This is a genomic window from Actinocrinis sp. (assembly GCF_035650855.1).
Classification (GTDB): Bacteria; Actinomycetota; Actinomycetes; order Streptomycetales; family Catenulisporaceae; genus Actinocrinis.
Map to the genome: position 1 here is coordinate 1 of NZ_DASRGV010000227.1, position 16,593 is coordinate 16,593.

The following is a 16,593-nucleotide window of genomic DNA, read 5'->3' on the forward strand; positions in this document are numbered from 1 at the left end:
TGGGCGGTTCGGCCACGGACATCCGGATCCAGGCGGAGCAGCTCATCCGCATGAAGCACCGGATGGCCGAGCTGATCGGGTTCCACAGCGGTCAGAGCGTCGACCAGATCACCCGCGACTCCGACCGCGACCGCTGGTTCACCCCGGAGCAGGCCAAGGAGTACGGCCTGATCGACGACATCTTCACCTCCGCCGCGCACGACCCGGTGAACAACCCGGTCACCACCTCCTGACCCGCCGCGACCAGACAAGGAATTCCGCAATGACTGAGAGCCAGTCGGCCGCGCGCAGGCACGAGGCCCGGTACGTCCTGCCCCACTTCATCGAGCGCACCAGCCAGGGCGTGCGCGAGTACGACCCCTACGCCAAGCTGTTCGAGGAGCGCATCATCTTCCTCGGCGTCCAGGTCGACGACGCGTCCGCGAACGACGTCATGGCGCAGCTGCTGACCCTGGAGTCGATGGACCCGGACCGGGACATCACCATCTACATCAACTCCCCGGGCGGCTCGTTCACCGCGCTGACCGCGATCTACGACACGATGCAGTTCGTCAAGCCGGACATCGTGACCGTCTGCATCGGCCAGGCCGCCTCGGCCGCGGCGGTGCTGCTCGGCGCGGGCACGAAGGGCAAGCGGCTCGCGCTGCCCAACGCCCGCATCCTGATCCACCAGCCGTACACCGAGACCGGCCGCGCAGACCTCAACGACCTGGAGATCCAGGCCAACGAGATCCTGCGGATGCGCGCCCTGCTGGAGAGCCTGCTCTCCAAGCACAGCGGCCGCAGCGAGGAGCAGGTGCGCGAGGACATCGAGCGGGACAAGATCCTGACGGCGGCTCAGGCCGTGGAATACGGCCTGGTCGACCAGGTGGTCACCAGCCGGGTCGAGGGCATGGCCCGGCCATCGCTCTGACCGGTCGGCCGACCCCCAGATTTGCTTGAGGCCGCGTCGCGCCGGAACGGACGGCGGGGGGCGCAGGGAAGCTTCCCGGCGTTTACCTGCCCCCGTTCCGGCCGCGAACGCGGTACCTTCTTCCATTGAGGGCTTTTTCGGCCCCGCCGGGCCGGGCGTCCGGCGTCGAGGCGAAGGAGATCCACCCCGTGGCACGCATCGGTGAGGGCGACCTGCTCAAGTGCTCCTTCTGCGGGAAGAGCCAGAAGCAGGTCAAGAAGCTGATCGCCGGACCCGGCGTGTACATCTGCGACGAGTGCATCGACCTGTGCAACGAGATCATCGAGGAGGAGCTGGCGGGTTCCGCCGAGCACCGGTGGTCGGAACTGCCCAAGCCGCGGGAGATCTACGACTTCCTCGACCAGTACGTGATCGGCCAGGACTCCGCCAAGAAGGCGCTGTCGGTGGCCGTGTACAACCACTACAAGCGGGTGCAGGCGGGCGACACCGGCCGCTCCTCGCGTGACGAGACCGTCGAGCTGGCCAAGTCGAACATCCTGCTGCTCGGCCCGACCGGCTCCGGCAAGACCTTCCTCGCCCAGACCCTCGCCCGGATGCTCGACGTCCCGTTCGCCATCGCCGACGCGACCGCGCTGACCGAGGCCGGGTACGTCGGCGAGGACGTCGAGAACATCCTGCTGCGCCTGATCCAGGCCGCCGACTTCGACGTGAAGAAGGCCGAGACCGGGATCATCTACATCGACGAGGTCGACAAGATCGCCCGCAAGAGCGAGAACCCGTCGATCACCCGCGACGTCTCCGGCGAGGGCGTCCAGCAGGCGCTGCTGAAGATACTGGAGGGCACGGTCGCGGCGGTGCCCCCGCAGGGCGGCCGCAAGCACCCGCACCAGGAGTTCATCCAGATCGACACGACGAACGTGCTGTTCATCGTGGGCGGGGCCTTCGCCGGCCTGGAGAAGATCATCCAGGCCCGGATCGGCAAGCAGGGCATCGGCTTCGGCGCCACGCTGCGCAGCCGTGCCGAGCTGGAATCCCAGGACGTCTTCCACGAGGTCATGCCGGACGACCTGATCAAATTCGGGATGATCCCCGAGTTCATCGGCCGCCTACCGGTCATCACCAGCGTGCAGAGTCCCGACCGCGACTCGCTGCGCCGCATCCTGATCGAGCCGAAGAACGCGCTGCTGCGCCAGTACCAGCACCTGATGGCGCTGGACGGCGTCGAGCTCGAGTTCTCCGACGACGCCATCGAGGCCATCGCGGACCTGGCCATCCTGCGCGGCACCGGGGCGCGCGGCCTGCGCGCGATCATGGAGGAGGTGCTGCTCTCGGTGATGTACGAGGTGCCCTCCCGCCGCGACGTGGCCCAGGTGCTGATCACCGCGGAGTCGGTGAAGGAGCACGCGAATCCGACGCTGGTGCCGCGCGACTCGCCGCACCGGGCCAACCAGAACCGCACCCCGCGCGAGAAGTCGGCGTAGCGGGGCAGCGGGGACCGGTACGTTCCAGAGCGGCGAGGGATTCCCCGCCGCTCTCGGCGTCTCAGTGCTCGGCGGCCGCGCGCAGGTCGAGCGTGTAGGCGACCATCTTGCTCTGGCTCACGCTGGGCAGGAAGTAGACCCAGCCGAAGGTGCTGTGGTCCACCCACACGCAGGAACGCACCGCGGTCCCGTCCACGTTCAGCTTGCCGCAGTCCAGCGCGCCGCCCAGTGCCCCGGGATTCTCCACGGTCACGTTCGTCATCGACGCGCCGTTGGTGATCTGCTTCATCACGCCCGTCGGGCCCATGATGCCGAGGCTGGTCTGGAAATCCGACAAGTTGGCGGTGCTCTCCGCCAACAGCCACACGCTGAAGGAAGCCGCCGAACCGACCCGGTAGAAGCCGACCTGCGGATCCGGATAGGCGGTGTTCGACTGCAGGTTCTTCTTCAGATCGCTGATTCGCTGCTGAGTGTCCCCGTTGACCACCAGGTGCAGCGGCCCCGCGGCCATCGGGACGCTGAGCGTGTGCGAGGTCTGCGAACCGGCCGTACCGGCGCCGGTCGGCGAGGGGTCCGTCCCGTTGCTCGGCGTGCTCGACCCGGACGCGGGAGTGGCAGTCGCCGTCGGACCGGTCTGTGCGGCCGGTGTCGTCGGGTTGCCGCCGCTCATCGCCACGACGGCCGCCACGACTCCCGCGACCAGGACCGCGCCCGCGCCGAGCCCGACGTACCAGCCGGTCCGGCTGCGCTTGGGCGGCTGCGCGGTGCCCATGGGAGGCCCCGCGAAGAACGGCGGCCCCGCCTGGTACTGAGGCTGACCCCAGGGCGAGGGATTCGCGGCTCCCGGATTCCCCTGAGCCGCCTCCCACTGCTGTGTCGCGTGCCACTGAGACGGGTCCGGCTGCGGCGCGTACCACTGCGGGGCGTCTTGCTGCTGATCCGGTTGAGCCGGCTCCGAAGGCGGTTGCGCGTCCCATGACATGGCGTCAAACCCTCCCTGCCCCGCCGCGGCGGCGAAGCGCGCAAACACTATCGAGGCGGCGCCGAATAAGGCGGGTGCCTCCAGCCGCGCGACGACGGTAATTGGGAACGGAGCCCGCTGCGCGATCCGTACAATCGGAGCGTGACCGATACCACTTCCCCTCAGAGCCAGGGCGCCCAGCCGGACGCCGCCGCCACCCTGCCGACGCAATACGCGCCCGCGCAGGTAGAGGGGAAGCTTTACGAGCGCTGGGTACGGGCCGGCTACTTCGAGGCCGACGCGAAGAGCGAGCGTCCCGCGCACACCATCGTGATCCCGCCGCCGAACGTGAACGGCTCGCTGCACATCGGCCACGCCCTCGACATGACCATCCAGGACGCGATCACGCGCCGCAAGCGGATGCAGGGCTTCGAGACGCTGTGGCTGCCCGGCATGGACCACGCCGGCATCGCGACCCAGAACGCGGTGGAGCGCGAGATCGCCAAGGAGGGCCTGTCCCGGCACGACCTGGGCCGGGAAGCCTTCGTGGAGAAGGTGTGGGAGTGGAAGGCCGAGTACGGCGGCCGCATCCTGAACCAGATGCGGCGGCTGGGCGCCTCGGTGGACTGGAGCCGCGAGCGCTTCACCTTCGACGCCGGGCTCTCCCGCGCCGTGCAGACCATCTTCAAGCGCCTCTACGACGACGGCCTGATCTACCGCGCCGAGCGGATCATCAACTGGTGCCCGCGCTGCATGACCGCGCTCTCCGACATCGAGGTGAACCACGAGGAGGACGAGGGCGAGCTGGTCTCGATCCGCTACGGCGACGGCGCGCACTCGATCGTGGTGGCCACCACCCGGGCCGAGACCATGCTCGGCGACACCGCGGTGGCCGTGCACCCGGACGACGAGCGCTACAAGCACCTGGTGGGCACCGAGATCGAGATCCCGTTCACCGGGCGCCGGGTGCCGATCGTGGCGGACCGGCACGTGGACCCCGAGTTCGGCACCGGCGCGGTGAAGGTGACCCCGGCGCACGACCCGAACGACTTCGAGATCGGCCAGCGCCACGGCCTGCCCTCGCTGCTGATCATGGACGAGCGCGGTTCGATCACCGCGCACGGCCCGTTCCAGGGCCTCGACCGCTTCGAGGCCAGGCCCGCCGTGGTCGCGGCGCTGCGCGAAGAGGGCCGCATCGTGGCCGAGAAGCGGCCGTACCTGCACGCGGTGGGCCACTGCTCGCGCTGCGACACGGTGGTGGAGCCGCGCCTCTCGCTGCAGTGGTGGGTGAAGGTGGGCCCGCTGGCCGCCGAGGCCTCCGCCGCGGTGCGCGAAGGCCGGGTGAAGATCCACCCGAAGGAGATGGAGCCGCGCTACTTCGCCTGGACCGACAACCTGCTGGACTGGTGCATCTCCCGGCAGCTGTGGTGGGGCCACCGCATCCCGGTGTGGTACGGCCCGAACGGCGAGATGGTGTGCGTGGGCCCGGACGAGGAGCCGCCCGGCGCCGGCTGGACGCAGGACCCTGACGTGCTCGACACCTGGTTCTCCTCCGGCCTGTGGCCGTTCTCCACGCTCGGCTGGCCGGACGACACCGAGGACCTGCGCAAGTTCTATCCGACCAGCGTGCTGGTGACCGGGTACGACATCCTGTTCTTCTGGGTCGTGCGGATGATGCTGTTCGGCCTGTACGCGATGAAGGACCGCGGTCCCGTCGAATCGGTGCCCTTCCGCACCGTGTCGCTGCACGGCCTGGTGCGCGACAAGTTCGGCAAGAAGATGTCCAAGTCGCGCGGCAACGGCGTGGACCCGCTGGAGTGGATGGAGAACTACGGCTCCGACGCCGTGCGCTTCACCCTGGCCCGCGGCGCGAACCCGGGCGCGGACCTGGCCACCAGCGAGGAATGGGCGCAGGGCTCGCGCAACTTCTGCAACAAGGTCTGGAACGCGACCCGCTTCGCGCTGATGAACGGCGCGGCCCCGGCCCCGCTGCCGCCGCGCGAACGGCTCGGCGCGGCCGACCGGTGGATCCTCTCCCGGCTGACCGCGGTCACCGCCGAGGTGGACGCGTACATGGAGGACTACCAGCACGCCAAGGCCTGCGAGGCGCTCTACCACTTCGCCTGGGACGAGGTGTTCGACTGGTACGTGGAGCTGTCCAAGGGCCCGCTCGGGCGCGGCGGTGACGAGGCCGAGGCCACGCGGGCGGTGCTCGGGCACGTGCTGGACGTGACGCTGCGGCTGCTGCACCCGTATGTCCCGTACGTGACCGAGGAGCTGTGGCTGGCCCTGCGCGCTCAGGCGAACGAGGGCGGCGCGCCGGACGAGGCGGACTCGATCGTGGTGGCGGCCTGGCCGGTGGCCGACGAGTCGCTGCACGACCCCGAGGCGGAGGCCGAGATCGCCGCGCTCCAGCAGGCGGTGACCGAGGTGCGCAGGTTCCGCGCCGACCAGGGCCTGAAGGTGGGGCAGAAGGTGGCCGCGACGCTGGCCCTCTCCGGCCCGCTGGCCGCGCACGAGGCCGAGATCCGCACGCTGGCCCGGCTGACCGACCCCGGCGAGGGCTTCGCGGCCACCGCCACGCTGCAGACCGCGCGGGCCACCGTGCAGCTCGACCTGTCCGGCGCGATCGACGTGGCGGCCGAGCGGGCCCGGCTGGCCAAGGACCTCGCGGCCGCGCAGAAGGAGATCGCGGGGGCCGAGGCGAAGCTGGGCAACGAGGGCTTCCTGAGCAAGGCCCCGGAGGCCGTGGTGGCGAAGATCCGCACCCGGCTCACCGAGGCGCGGGCCGACGTCGACCGGATCACCGCGCAGCTGGAATCTCTGCCGCAGGGCTGAGAACGGCGCACCGCGACGACCGTACGCAGCGCGGCGCACGACCCGACCGGGTCGTGCGCCGCTTTGCTTCACTCAGCCCCGAGCGCTGTATCGGAACCCTTATTCAAAACCGAAGTCCTCGGTCCACCACGGGCCGGCCGAGTTTGATCCACTGGAGTTCTGCGCGCCGTTTGCCGGTGCGTTTTTCGACGGCCCGTCGTAATAGCCGACTCCGGCCGCCTTGTATGAACAGTTCAGAATATTCTGTCGGTGCCCCGGTGAATTCATCCAGCCGTTCACCACCTCCTGCGGAGTGCGGTATCCCTCGGCGATGTTCTCCGCCGCCGGCTGGGCGTATCCCGCGTTCTGCATCCGGGTCCACGGAGTGACCCCGGACGGCGTATCGTGCGAGAAGTAACCGTTGACTGCCATGTCCTGCGAGTGCTCGTAGGCGGCGCTGGTCATGGCGAGGTTGATCGCCAGCGGCGGGCACCCGTTGGCGGCCCGCTGCTGATTGACCAGTTCCATGACCTCCTCCGCGTAGAAACCCCCCGCGGACTGCACATCGTGCACGGCCCCGGTCTCCGGCGGCGCCTCGCGCAGCATGGGCGCCGCGACCGGGATCTGATGAAACGCCAAGGGCATCGGCACGGCCAGCGCCCCCGCGCCGACGGCCGCCTGAAGTACCCGCCGCAGACTGCGCTCGCGTGCCTCGTCCGATGCCGGACGGCTTTCGTTGATCATGCGGAAGACCATATTCCGCCCGAACGGCGGAACATGGTGCCCACGCCGAAGCGGAGCCAAACCTCCGAAAGGTAGCAACTCCTCTCCGGATTTGACCGGGGACGGGGTTGGTGAGACGCTAGAAGCCCGCGCACCTGTCGTTTTGCACCGTAGGACGCCAGTGGGCCGCCGCGCTTGCCGGGACGTACAAGAGTCGGCTTCAGCTGCACTACAGCCGGGCTCTTTACCCCCTTCGGCACCCCTCCAGCCCCAGCACCGACCATGCATGACGACGCCGCGCGAACCGACCTCACGTGACACGGCATACCAGACGCCGTGTCGGTCACTCAGCGTGGAGGACCCTGGAATGGCTAAGGCGCTACTCGGACACATCGGGGGGACGGACCCGCGCATGGTCGCCGAGATGCGGAGGCTGCAGCAGCGAGTACGTGACCTCGAAGACCAGCTTGTACGAGTACAGGCTGAGAACGACTCGCTCGCGGCGGCAGTGCAGACCACCTCTCTGGACCACGAGCTGTTCGCCACCACGGTCGCCGAGCGGGAGCCCGCGCTGACCTGACCGGATTCTCCGGTCAACCGGAGGCGCCGGCCGACACCGACGGCACCCGAAACACTGTGAAGGGACGCGGATCCGCGTCCCTTCTCCGCTTCCCGGGTCCGTCCGCCCCCGGTACCGGTACGACTTTCCCCGGAATCCGGACGGCTCGCCCGGAGCCGTCGCCTCGGCCGGGTACGCTCAAGGGATAAGCCTTCCCGCCCGGCCCCGCTAGGACTCCGACCGACGTGTACCTGAAGAGCATGACCCTCCGGGGCTTCAAGTCGTTCGCCTCCGCGACGACCCTGCGCTTCGAGCCCGGGATCACCTGCGTCGTCGGCCCGAACGGCTCCGGGAAGTCCAACGTCGTCGACGCCCTCGCCTGGGTCATGGGCGAGCAGGGCGCCAAGTCGCTGCGCGGCGGCAAGATGGAGGACGTGATCTTCGCGGGCACCGCGGGGCGCCCGCCGCTCGGCCGGGCCGAGGTCACCCTCACCATCGACAACACCGACGGCGCCCTGCCGATCGACTACACCGAGGTCACCATCTCGCGGATCATGTTCCGCAACGGCGGCTCGGAGTACGCGATCAACGGCTCCAACTGTCGCCTGCTGGACATCCAGGAGCTGCTCTCCGACTCCGGCATCGGCCGCGAGATGCACGTGATCGTCGGGCAGGGCCAGCTCGACGCGGTCCTGCAGGCAGGCCCCGAGGAGCGGCGCGCCTTCATCGAGGAGGCGGCCGGAGTCCTCAAGCACCGCAAGCGCAAGGAGAAGGCGCTGCGGAAGCTGGACGCGATGCAGGCCAACCTCACCCGCATCACCGACCTGACCACCGAGCTGCGCCGCCAGCTCAAGCCGCTGGGCCGGCAGGCCGAGGTGGCCCGGCGCGCCGCCGTGATCCAGGCCGACCTGCGCGACGCCCGGCTGCGCCTGCTCGCCGACGACCTGACCGAGCTGCGCACGGCCTACGAGAAGGAGACCGCGGACGACACCGCGATCCGCGAGCTGCGCGCGCAGCTGGAGCGCGAGTACGCGGAGAGCCAGGCCCGCGAGACCGAGCTGGAGCACGAAGTCCAGGAGCTGGTACCGCACCTGGCCGCCGTGCAGGAGGCCTGGTACCGCCTCTCCTCCCTGCGTGAGCGGCTGCGCGGTACCGCGTCGCTCGCCGGGGAGCGGGTGCGCAACCTCAACCAGTTGGCCCAAGGCGCCGACGCGAACGAGCGACGCGGCCGCGACCCGGAGGACATGGAGCGCGAGGCGCAGCGCATCCGGGAGCAGGAAGAGACGATCGCCGAGGAGATCGCCGAGGCCCAGCGCGTGCTGGCCGACGCGGTACGCCGCCGCGGCGAATCCGAGAACGCGCTGGCCATGGAGGAGAAGCGGCTGGCCGCGGCCGTGCGTTCGGCCGCCGACCGCCGGGAGAACCTGGCCAAGCTGGCCGGCCGGGTCGACGCGGTCAAGTCCCGGTCCGGGGCCGCGCAGGCCGAGATCGACCGGCTGCACGCCGCGCACGACGAGGCACGTGGCCGGGCCGCCGCGGTGCAGCGCGAATATGACCTGCTCAAGGCCGAGGTCGAGGGAATCGACGGCGGCGACGGCCTGGACGCCGAGGTGGAGGCGGCCACCGAGGCGGTGGCCACCGCCGAGGACACCTTGACCGCGCTGCGCGCAGCCGAACGCGACGCCGAGCGGGAGCGCGGCGCGATGGCCGCCCGCAAGGAAGCGCTTGAGCTCGGCCTCAACCGCAAGGACGGCGCGGGGGCGCTGCTGGCCGCCACCGACCGGCTCTCCGGCCTGCTCGGCTCGGTCGCCGCGATACTGACCGTCGAGCAGGGCGCCGAGGCCGCCGTCGCCGCCGCGCTCGGCCTGGCCGCCGACGCCGTCGCGGTCTCCTCCGCCGATGCCGCGGTCAACGCCATCCGGCTGCTGAAGTCCGAGGACAAGGGCCGCGCGGCCATCATCGTCGGCGGCGCCCCGGCCGACGACCGCTTCGCCGAGTGGCCGACGCTGCCGCCGTACGCGAAGTACGTCGTCGACCTGGTCACCGTCCCCGAGGAGATGCGCGCCTCGCTGCGCCGCCTGCTGCGCGGCATGGCCATAGTGGACGACCTCGGCGAGGCCTCCTCGCTGGTCGGCGCGCACCCGGACCTGGTCGCGGTCACCCGGGACGGCGACGTGCTCGGCCGGCACGTCGCACACGGCGGCTCCTCCTCCGCGCCCTCCCTGCTCGAAGTGCAGGCCGCCGTGGACGAGGCCGCCGAGAAGCTGCTGGAGGCCGGGGAGCGGGCCCGTCGCCTGCGCGCCGAGCTCGAAGAAGCCACCGAAGGCCAGCGCACCGCCAAGCAGACCCTCGACGCGCTGCTCGCCCAGCGCCGCGCCGCCGACGCGCAGAAGGCCTCGGTCGCGCAGCAGCTCGGCCGGCTCGGCGGCCAGGCCCGCGCCGCGCTCAGCGAGGTCGAGCGGTACGCCAAGTCCATCGAGACCGCCGAGGGCGCGCGCGAGAAGGACCTGCAGACCCTCGCCGACCTCGAACTCCAGCACGAGGAGGCGATCGCCGCCGCCGAGGCGCTGGAGGAGGGCTTCGACCTGGCCCCGGACGCCCGCGACGAGCTGGCCGCCGAGGCGAGTGCCGCGCGCGCCGCCGAGATGGAGGCGCGGCTCGCGGTACGCACCGGGGAGGAGCGCGCGCGTTCCCTGGCCGGCCGCGCCGACGCGCTCGACCGCAACGCCCGCCAGGAGCGCGAGGCCCGGTCCCGCGCCGCCGAACGTCAGCAGCGCGCGTCCCGGCAGGCCTCCGTCGCGCAGGCCGTGCTCTCCGGCGCCCGGCAGACCCTCGCCTGCCTGGAGATCTCGCTCACCCGCGCCGGGGCCGAACGGGAGGCGGCGGAGCGCGACCGGGCCGAACGCGAGGCGGCGCTGCAGATCCTGCGCGGCCGGGTGCGTGAACTGGCCGGCGAGCTGGAGAAGCTGACCGACTCGGTGCACCGCGACGAGGTGGCCCGCGCCGAGAAGCGGATGCGCATCGAGCAGCTGGAGGCCCGCGCGCTCGAGGAGTTCGGCGTCACCGTCGAGGCGCTGCTCGACGAGTACGGCCCGGACAAGCTCGTGCCGCCGGCGGCTGCCCTCATCAACGCCGACAACCCCGACGACCCGCGCAACGCCCCCATCCCCTTCGTCCGCGCCGAGCAGGAGAAGCGGCTGCGGCAGGCGGAGAAGGACTACGCCGCGCTCGGCAAGGTCAACCCGCTGGCCCTGGAGGAGTTCGCCGCCCTCGAAGAACGCTACAAGTTCCTCAACGAGCAGCTGGAGGACCTGAAGAAGACCCGCACCGACCTGCTCCAGGTGGTCAAGGAGGTCGACGAGCGGGTGCAGCAGGTCTTCGCCGAGGCCTACGCCGACACCGCGCGCGAGTTCGAGGGCGTCTTCTCCCGGCTGTTCCCCGGCGGCGAGGGCCGGCTGTACCTCACCGACCCGGAGGACATGCTGACCACCGGTATCGAGGTGGAGGCGCGCCCGCCGGGCAAGAAGGTCAAGCGGCTGTCGCTGCTGTCCGGCGGCGAGCGCTCGCTGACCGCCGTCGCGCTGCTGGTGGCCATCTTCAAGGCCAGGCCGTCGCCGTTCTATGTCATGGACGAGGTCGAGGCGGCGCTCGACGACACCAACCTGCAGCGGCTGATCCGGATTTTCGAGGAGCTGCGTGAGTCCTCGCAGCTGATCGTGATCACGCACCAGAAGCGCACGATGGAGGTCGCCGACGCGCTCTACGGCGTCTCGATGCGCGGCGACGGCATCACGACCGTCATCTCGCAGAAGATGCGGGACGCCGCCGCGGCCTGACGCACCGTCAGATAAGAGCCCTGCCGATCTGTCCGTCCCGGGCGGTATCCTCCCGTCCCGTAACGTAGGGGAGGACGTCGGCAGGGGGAATCGTGCCGGAGCGAACCGACAGCGCCGCGATCAAGACAGCCGCGATCAAGACAGCCGCGATCAGAGCACTTCCGGGCGTCGATCTGGCCGCGGTCACCGCTTTCGTCGACGCGCTCGCTTCCGCAGCCGAACGACTAGGCGGCATCGCGGGGAGCCTCAACGCCGCCAGGGTGCATGACGAGGCCTTCGGCAAGCTCATCGACGCGGCTAAGGTGCGCGACGCTTACCACAAGCGGCTTCCCGCGACCGAGCACAACCTCGGCGAGGCCCGCGCCGTCATCGAGCACCTACTCACCGAGTTCACCGCCGACGCCCCACTCGCGCCGGCGTCAGCACCGATCTGCCCGGCTGACGCCTCATGAGCCGCGCGCGCACCCGCCACTGGTCCCATCGCTACGACCGCGCTTGCAAGAACCCTGCGACGTACCGTGACCACGCCCACGACCCGATCGACGAGGCCGCGCTGGCGCAGATCGGCCGAACCCACCTCGCACGCGTCCACATCCCGAGCATCCCGGTACCGGGCCTCGGCACGCTGGAGAAGAAGCTGATCTTCTGGGCCTGCGACCACACCGGCGCGCCGAATCCGTTCCACGCGCTGGAGCGGCTCACCGGCGACTGCGCCGAACTCCAAGCGGCGGAGCGGGCCTGGGAGGCGGCGTTCCACGAGATCGAGGCCATCGCTGCGTCGATCCGAGCCGCGGCGCAGCCGCTTCGCGCCGCCTGGACCGGAACCGAGGCCGAGCGGTTCGGCGCGGGGCTGGACGCCTACCTGACCGAACTCGATGTCCTCGCCGGATGCGTGCGCACCACGCGGGACTGCCTGAAGGCGGTGCGCAGCGAGGCGCAGCTGGCGGAGAGCACTGTGCAGATGCTGATCAACCTGCTGCTCGGTTCGCTCGGCGGACTCATCGTCGCGGAACTGATGACGGCCGGGACGGTGACGCCGGTGGCCGCGGCCCAGGTCCAGATGGAGCTGACCTACGTGGCCAAGAAGATCGCGACCATCGGCGGCAAGCTCAGTGCGCTGTACTCGGACGTGATCAAGGTGCTCGACGCGGTGCGCGGCTTCAAGCGGATCGAGGCGATGCGCTTCGTCTTCGACCTCGCGCCGGACGTGACGTCCGCGCTGTGATCCTCCTCCCGAGCGCTTTACGCCCGCGCGCGGGCGGCGTGGCCCCGGCAACCCCCGCGCCTTGAGAGAATGGCTTCATGGAGATTGTGATCATCGTCATCGCCGTCGTGCTCGCCTTGGCGGTGATCGGAGTGCTCGGCAACTACCTCGTGAGCGGGAGCCGCGCCCGCCGCCAGGTGCCGCCGCCCGCGGAGCCCACGGCGCCGCAGGTCGAGGAGCGCCCGGCCGGGGGAACGTCGACCGCCACACTCGCCCCCGAGGCACCGCCCGTCGAGGCGCCCACCGCCCCGTCGGTTCCCACCGCGCCTCCCGTTCCGACCGCGCCGCCGCTCGAGGTCCCGGAGCCCACGGCGGGCCGCCTGGTACGCCTGCGCGGCCGCCTCGCCCGCTCGAACAGCGCGGTCGGCAAGGGTCTGCTCAGCCTGCTCTCCCGCGACAAGCTCGACGAGGAGACCTGGGAGGAGATCGAGGACCTCCTGCTGACCAGCGACATCGGCGTCGCGCCGACCCAGGAGCTGGTCGAGCGGCTGCGCACCCGCGTCCGGGTCCTCGGCTCGCGTACCCCGGATGAGCTGCGCAATCTGTTGCGCGAGGAGCTGCTGACCCTAATCGGCCCGGACACCGACCGCACGGTGCGCTCGCTGCGCGCGGAGGGCGAGGGGCCGGCGGTCGTCATGGTCGTAGGCGTCAACGGCGTCGGCAAGACCACGACCACCGGCAAGCTCGCCCGCGTCCTGGTGGCCGACGGCAGGACGGTGGTCCTCGGCGCTGCGGACACGTTCCGCGCGGCGGCCGCCGACCAGCTGCAGACCTGGGGCGAGCGCGTCGGCGCGACCACGGTACGCGGCCCGGAAGGCGCGGACCCGGCGTCGGTGGCGTTCGACGCGGTCAAGCAGGCCAAGGAGAACGGGGTCGACACGGCCCTAATCGACACGGCGGGCCGGCTGCACACCAAGGTCGGCCTGATGGACGAGCTCGGCAAGGTCAAGCGCGTAGTCGAGAAGCACGGCCCGGTTGACGAGGTGCTGCTGGTCCTCGACGCGACCACCGGCCAGAACGGCATGGTCCAGGCGCGAGTCTTCCGCGAGGTGGTGGACATCACCGGCATCGTCCTGACCAAGCTCGACGGCACCGCGAAGGGCGGCATCGTCGTGGCGGTCCAGCGGGAGCTCGGCGTCCCGGTCAAGCTCGTCGGCCTCGGCGAGGGCGCGGATGACCTGGCCCCCTTCGAGCCGGGCGCTTTCGTGGACGCCTTGATTGGGCAGTAGCGGGAACGCTCGGCGCGCTCTGCCCGCGTCGAGCGTCTGCGGCTGGCGATAACGCCCGCGGCTATTCCGGCTCCGCCGGGACGCTTCGCTGCCCCCGCCCGCCGTCCCCTGCTCCGCTTCGCTCCGCCGCACTGGCGCTGCGCCGCCTCGCCTGGCGGCTCGGCGCCTCCGCGCACGCCTGCGGCTGGCCATAACGCCTACGGCTGCCCGCCCTCCGTCCCAGACGCTCCGCACCCTCGCTGACGCTCGGCTGCTCCGCTCTCTTCGCGCCCGTCGTCAGCAGGGACGGTCTCGCTGGCGTCGGCCGTTAGATGAGCGCGCCGGCCGAGCACCTTCGCGCGCCCTATTCTTCCCAACCCAGCGCGTGCGCGAAGGCCGAGATGACGGTGGCAAGCGCTGCCTCGGGCGTCCCGGGATCCAACGTCTGATGGCGCAGCTGGCTTTCCCAGTCGCCGCACGCCTGGCGGTCGAAATAGTGCTGCGTGACCTGGACGCCGGCGATGTGACGGTAAAGCCCGGCCGCTTCGGATGTGATCGCGCCGAGGTTCGCGAGCGCCGCGAGGTCATAGAGGTCTCGGGCCGTGCGGCGGTCCAGCCACGCCGCGGTCTTCATCGCGACGAACGCGGGAAGTGTCGGAACCGACATGGTTACCGATGTCGGCAGGTCACTGTAACGGAGGCTGACTTCTCGACGTTCCGAAGGCCAGGACCGCAACTCATGGTGATCTCTGCTGTCGATGAGTTGGATGCGCACGCGTAATGCATCACCGGTCACCAGGCTCGCCGGCTCTAGGTGCATGGTTCGACTGAGCGCGGGATCGCAAGCCAGGCCGGGAAACTCGCGCCGTAATGCGCGCGGCAATGCCGAGTCGAGGATCGACGCCAGCCTTGCGCGCTCCGGAGTGTGCAGGTCGATGTCCTCTGACAGTCGGCCGCCCCGTGCCGGATCGGTGAGGTGCGTGCGGGCCAACGCGGTGCCGCCGAAGAACACGAGCGGCAATTCAGCGTCGGCAATCGCACGCAGCAGGTGGCTGATGAGGTGGTCCCGGCGAACCTGATCCTCGGCGACGCCGAACTCGGCTGCCGTTTCGGAGAGTTCGGCGTCAGACAGCATCCGCAGTTCCGATCAGGTCGCAGACCGTGCGCAATGCCGATGGCCGGTGCTGGACGTCGGCGAGTTCGGCGAGCAGATCGGCATCGGCGCGCGGGTTGAGTGCCCGAATGGCGTCGAAAGCTTCAGTGGCAGGTTGGCCTCCCAGTTCGGGTCTGGCGGCAAGATCAAGCATCGTCTGCTCGATTGTCGTGACCCAGCCAGCTGTCAGCTCCGTGGTGATGCGCTCCAGGTCGAGCTTCGCGGCATCGCGCTTGACGAAGACGACGTTGCCTACGGTGGTGACGAGCTGGGGGCGCTGTTTAGGAACTGCTACGACGGCGGTCGCCAGAGCACGGGGCAGGGCGCCATGGTGTCGCGCCGCAGTGACACCCATCAGCGCCACCGCGTCCCGGCTGTAATCGACCTGCCCGATGCCGAGCGCCACAGCTTCGATCGCAGGCCGCCAGTGATGATCGCCGAGCCGATTCTGCGGGTTCAGCACGTAGTAGCCGGCGGCAACGCGCGTGATCACGCCGTTCTCGGTCAGTCGCCTGAGTTCAGGGCGCGGGTGTGCATACACGAGCCCTGCTTCCGCTGGCCGCAAGATCCGATTCTCACGCCGCGCCAGCGCAGGAGGGAGAGCAGTCGCCGTTCGGGCCACTTGTATCACCACCGTAGGCTTGAACCCTACGCTCATCATAGTCGATGAAAGTGAAGTGATCTGCTGATCGGTTGACGCTCGATCAGCGGGTCGGCAGTGAGCCGGTCAGCGCGCGGCGGGGTGCGAGGGCGAGGGCGCCGAGGACCACGTGGGCCGCGGGGAGGGTGGGGCGGGCCACGCTCGGCGCGCGCAGCCAGAACGGATCGGCCGGGGGCGGTGCGGCGGTGCGCTGGGCGAGGTGCAGTTGGAGCTGCGACTGCGACTGTGCCTGCTCGAGGACCTTGGGCAGCTCGACGTGGCTGCCGGTGCCGAGCAGGGCGGGGCCGGTGCGCGGGTCCATCAGGGGGCTGAGTGCGGCCGACGTGCCGACGCGTACGAGGAAGCTGATGCGCGCGCCGCGGGTTCGCTCGCCGGGCCGCGGGGTGACCAGGACCGGACCGAGCTGCACGCCCAGGCGGTCCAGGCGGATCAGTGCCGTGCGCCCGGAAGCCGCGTCCGCCTCGATGACGTCGAACGCTACGCCGCACGCCGCGAGGATCGGCGACTCGGGCGTCCGGGACCACGTCGCGAAGACCTGCTCGAGGTCCGTGGACGGCTCCTGGTCGGGGCTCGGCGTGATCGGCCAGTTCCAGGCGGCGTAACGCAACGCGGCGGTGCGGGGGGTGCTGGCGCTGGGACTCGTGCGTGGGCGGCCGATGGCGTGCGCACGGGACGCGGCGCTGGTGCGCACGCTCGGGGCCGGGCCGATCGCCAGGCCGAGGCCCGCGCCCACGCGGGGCGCGATCTGCCGCGCCGACTGGGCTTCGGCGTCGGGTCCGGATCCGACGCGGTCGCGTGGGTGCAAGCGCTCCGGCACGCTCAGGCCCCGTGCACGCGGTGCGGCCTCGGTATCGGCTGCATTTGCACGCGCCGCCGCCCCGGCCGCGTTTTGGCCGGCGGCACGGCGGCGCGCGGTTTGGCGCGGTAGGAGAGCGCCCAGTCCGAGCTGGCCACGCATCGTCGTCACGCCTCTCTCAACTGTGACGCCCCGATTCGGTTACTGCCGCACGCCTCCGG

General features: G+C 70.6%; 14 protein-coding genes. 9 read left to right on the forward strand and 5 right to left on the reverse strand.

What is annotated here, in order from left to right; genetic code table 11:
- From VFB40_RS16640 to clpX, 3 genes are all read left to right on the forward strand, one after another.
- Window positions 1-233: ClpP family protease (locus VFB40_RS16640; RefSeq protein WP_324851624.1), on the forward strand; the 233-nt coding region annotated here is incomplete at its 5' end.
- Between the two features lie 29 nt (window positions 234-262).
- Entirely contained in the window at window positions 263-913 is a 651-nt protein-coding gene (locus tag VFB40_RS16645; RefSeq protein WP_324851625.1) for an ATP-dependent Clp protease proteolytic subunit, read from the forward strand.
- A 188-nt stretch (window positions 914-1,101) separates the two neighbouring features.
- On the forward strand, window positions 1,102-2,394 hold the full coding sequence (clpX, locus tag VFB40_RS16650; protein WP_324851626.1) for an ATP-dependent Clp protease ATP-binding subunit ClpX: 1,293 nt from the start codon (window positions 1,102-1,104) through the stop codon (window positions 2,392-2,394).
- Between the two features lie 61 nt (window positions 2,395-2,455).
- Here the strand turns inward: clpX and VFB40_RS16655 are convergent, their stop codons facing one another.
- On the reverse strand, window positions 2,456-3,376 hold the full coding sequence (locus VFB40_RS16655) for a hypothetical protein (protein ID WP_324851627.1): 921 nt from the start codon (window positions 3,374-3,376) through the stop codon (window positions 2,456-2,458).
- Between the two features lie 141 nt (window positions 3,377-3,517).
- On the opposite strand from VFB40_RS16655, the gene VFB40_RS16660 reads away from it, so the two are divergent.
- Window positions 3,518-6,193 (forward strand): valine--tRNA ligase, encoded by a 2,676-nt coding sequence (locus tag VFB40_RS16660; RefSeq protein ID WP_324851628.1) that lies wholly within the window; start codon window positions 3,518-3,520, stop codon window positions 6,191-6,193.
- A 99-nt stretch (window positions 6,194-6,292) separates the two neighbouring features.
- Here VFB40_RS16660 and VFB40_RS16665 read toward each other — a convergent pair whose 3' ends face one another.
- Entirely contained in the window at window positions 6,293-6,916 is a 624-nt protein-coding gene (locus VFB40_RS16665; RefSeq protein ID WP_324851629.1) for a CAP domain-containing protein, read from the reverse strand.
- 346 nt (window positions 6,917-7,262) lie between these two features.
- Here VFB40_RS16665 and VFB40_RS16670 point away from each other — a divergent pair, with 346 nt between their 5' ends.
- The 5 genes from VFB40_RS16670 (at window position 7,263) to ftsY (ending at window position 13,783) form a co-directional block, all read left to right on the forward strand.
- Complete coding sequence (locus VFB40_RS16670) at window positions 7,263-7,475, forward strand: hypothetical protein (protein ID WP_324851630.1); 213 nt, start codon at window positions 7,263-7,265, stop codon at window positions 7,473-7,475.
- A 224-nt stretch (window positions 7,476-7,699) separates the two neighbouring features.
- On the forward strand, window positions 7,700-11,290 hold the full coding sequence (smc, locus tag VFB40_RS16675) for a chromosome segregation protein SMC (RefSeq protein WP_349261509.1): 3,591 nt from the start codon (window positions 7,700-7,702) through the stop codon (window positions 11,288-11,290).
- 92 nt (window positions 11,291-11,382) lie between these two features.
- On the forward strand, window positions 11,383-11,742 hold the full coding sequence (locus VFB40_RS16680) for a hypothetical protein (protein ID WP_324851632.1): 360 nt from the start codon (window positions 11,383-11,385) through the stop codon (window positions 11,740-11,742).
- Complete coding sequence (locus tag VFB40_RS16685; RefSeq protein WP_324851633.1) at window positions 11,739-12,515, forward strand: hypothetical protein; 777 nt, start codon at window positions 11,739-11,741, stop codon at window positions 12,513-12,515. Before VFB40_RS16680 ends, VFB40_RS16685 begins: the two co-directional genes overlap by 4 nt.
- A 77-nt stretch (window positions 12,516-12,592) precedes the next feature.
- Window positions 12,593-13,783 (forward strand): signal recognition particle-docking protein FtsY, encoded by a 1,191-nt coding sequence (gene ftsY / locus VFB40_RS16690; protein ID WP_324851634.1) that lies wholly within the window; start codon window positions 12,593-12,595, stop codon window positions 13,781-13,783.
- 343 nt (window positions 13,784-14,126) lie between these two features.
- On the opposite strand, the gene VFB40_RS16695 is transcribed toward ftsY, so the two are convergent.
- The 3 genes from VFB40_RS16695 to VFB40_RS16705 all read right to left on the reverse strand — a co-directional run bounded on the left by VFB40_RS16695 (window position 14,127) and on the right by VFB40_RS16705 (window position 16,393).
- The gene (locus VFB40_RS16695) at window positions 14,127-14,897 is read right to left on the reverse strand and encodes a nucleotidyl transferase AbiEii/AbiGii toxin family protein (protein ID WP_324851636.1); all 771 of its coding nucleotides are present in this window, start codon (window positions 14,895-14,897) and stop codon (window positions 14,127-14,129) included.
- On the reverse strand, window positions 14,887-15,456 hold the full coding sequence (locus VFB40_RS16700; protein WP_324851638.1) for a type IV toxin-antitoxin system AbiEi family antitoxin domain-containing protein: 570 nt from the start codon (window positions 15,454-15,456) through the stop codon (window positions 14,887-14,889). Before VFB40_RS16700 ends, VFB40_RS16695 begins: the two co-directional genes overlap by 11 nt.
- Before the next feature lie 163 nt (window positions 15,457-15,619).
- Window positions 15,620-16,393, reverse strand: coding sequence for a bifunctional DNA primase/polymerase (locus VFB40_RS16705; RefSeq protein WP_324851640.1), 774 nt, complete (start codon window positions 16,391-16,393; stop codon window positions 15,620-15,622).
- Window positions 16,394-16,593: the final 200 nt, after the last annotated feature.